2 protein-coding genes are annotated in these 2,439 nt (G+C 35.7%); both read right to left on the minus strand.

The features are described 5' to 3' along the window. Positions 1 to 2: 2 nt before the first annotated feature. Complete coding sequence (locus AB3X49_RS21355) at positions 3 to 1,067, minus strand: lactonase family protein (RefSeq protein ID WP_367964593.1); 1,065 nt, start codon at positions 1,065 to 1,067, stop codon at positions 3 to 5. A gap of 101 nt (positions 1,068 to 1,168) precedes the next feature. After that, entirely contained in the window at positions 1,169 to 2,401 is a 1,233-nt protein-coding gene (pepT, locus tag AB3X49_RS21360) for a peptidase T (protein ID WP_002033643.1), read from the minus strand. Positions 2,402 to 2,439 lie beyond the last annotated feature (38 nt).

Genomic DNA, 2,439 nt, shown 5'->3' on the forward strand with positions numbered 1-2,439 from the left:
ATCTATTTTTTCACATGTAAAAACTTCACACATACTGGCTCTGGAACATTTACGTCCGTCTGTACAAGCGTTAGCTCCCCTGTCATTTCATCCCTAGCAAATAAAGTCAAAGTATTAGATCTTTCATTCGCTGCAATTAAAAATTTTTCATCCGGATCTAAAGAAAAATCACGTGGCCAATCCCCTTCTGTCGATACTGTTTCAATAAAAGCGAGCTCTCCATTGTGCTCATTCACTCGGAAAACCGCGATACTATTATGTCCCCTATTTGCTGCGTAAACAAACTTGCCATCAGAAGAAATGTGAATTGCACTTCCGTAACTATCTTTTCTAAAATCTTCAGGTAATGTAGAAATGTATTGTTTTTCTTTAAAACTGCCACTCTTTGCATCATATTGAAGTACAATAATCTCTGAACTTAATTCTGTCATAACATATGCATACTGCGCACTTGGATGAAATATAAGATGCCTTGGACCACTACCATATTTTACAGATAACCGTGTAACTTCTATTAGTTCTCCATCACTTTCTTTATATGTAATCACCTTGTCTATTCCTAAATCAACTGCTACTACATATTTTTCATCAGGAGTAAAATCCATATAATGAGCATGTGCCTTTTCTTGCCTTTCCTTATTTGGTCCTGACCCTTTATGTTCTACAATTACCGTAGCAGCATTTAAACTTCCATTATCCTTTTTCACTAAATAGGACTCTACTGTTCCTTTATGATAATTAGCTGCTACTACTATACTATTCTCCCGATTCACACTTACATAGCACGGCGATACCCCTTCTAAAACTTGCATGTTAATCGAATTTAGATTACCGGATTTATTATGAATGGAAAAACTAGCAATTCCACCTAACCCATTATCTTTCGCAACAGAATAAAGGTACTCGTTGTTATGACTAATCGTTACATATGTCGGACTTCCTATATGAGCTGCTAATTCAATCCCTTTAAGTTCTCCGATGTTCGTATCAAGTATAAATTTATAAATCCCCTTACTCTCTGCTTTGGTATATGTCCCTATATAACCATGAAACTGATTTTCACTCATAACATTTCCCCCTTTTACAAACGTCTTGTAACAAGTTTCACTTTGTATTTTTTACTATAGAAAAGAACCAAGTAGCACTTCATTACTACTTGGTTCTCTTTTTAAGCTTGTTCTTCAAATCGTCTTGCGATTTCTACAATTACTTGAACAGCTTTTTCCATAGTATCTACCGAAACATACTCAAATTTACCGTGATAGTTTTCACCACCAGTGAAAATATTTGGCGTTGGTAATCCCATATACGATAATTGTGATCCATCTGTTCCACCACGAATTGGATGGATGTTCGGTTCGATATTTAAACTTTTCATCGCTTCATATGCAATATCAACAATTTCTCGCACTGGTTCAATTTTTTCAAGCATGTTATAGTACTGATCATTCATCTCTAAAACAATCGCATCTTCACCGTACTTCTCTTGCATGTTTTTCACAATATCTTTAATGTTATTTTTACGCGCTTCAAAATGATTACGATCAAAATCTCGAATAATATAGTAAGCTTTACTTTGCTCGACATCACCATTTAAAGAGAGTAAATGATAAAACCCTTCATATCCCTCTGTATATTCTGGCGCCTCTTCTACTGGCAACTGTCTATCGAATTCCATAGCGAGTTTACTTGCGTTACGCATTTTGTTTTTCGCTGTTCCAGGATGTGTATTTGTCCCTCTAAAAGTTAATTTGGCGCTTGCAGCGTTAAAACTCTCATATTCTAAACCACCTAATGGACCTCCGTCCATCGTATAAGCAAACGATGCACCAAACGCTTCTACATCAAAATGAGCTGGCCCACGACCAATCTCTTCATCTGGTGTAAATGCTACTCTTATTTTTCCATGCTTAATTTGCGGATTATGTATTAAATAATTCATTGCGACCATGATTTCTGTAAGACCAGCTTTATCATCTGCTCCAAGAAGTGTTGTACCATCAGTTGTAATAATTGTATGTCCTTTATATGATGGTAATTCCGGGAACTGTTCAGGTGTTAACACAACATTTAATTCTTCATTTAACGTAATCGCATTACCATCAAAATTTTCATGAATTTGTGGTTTTACGTTTTTCCCTGTAAAATCTGTTGCTGTGTCTAAATGAGCTAAAAAGCCGATTACAGGAACATCCTTATCTGTATTAGCAGGCAGTGTTGCCATTACGTAACCATTTTCATCCATCGTCACTTCTGATAACCCAATCACTTTCAACTCTTCCACTAATAACTTACCAAACTCAATTTGCCCTGGTGTTGTAGGCACTGTATGACTTTCTTCATTTGATTGTGTATCAATCTTTACATATCTCGTAAATCTTTCAATAAGTTCTTGTTTCAAATTCGTTCACTCCTTTTATAGTTCTCTCTCTATTATAA

Origin of the sequence: Bacillus sp. C30, from assembly GCF_040838255.1 — a bacterium.
In the GTDB taxonomy this organism is placed as follows: Bacteria; Bacillota; Bacilli; order Bacillales; family Bacillaceae_G; genus Bacillus_A; species Bacillus_A mycoides.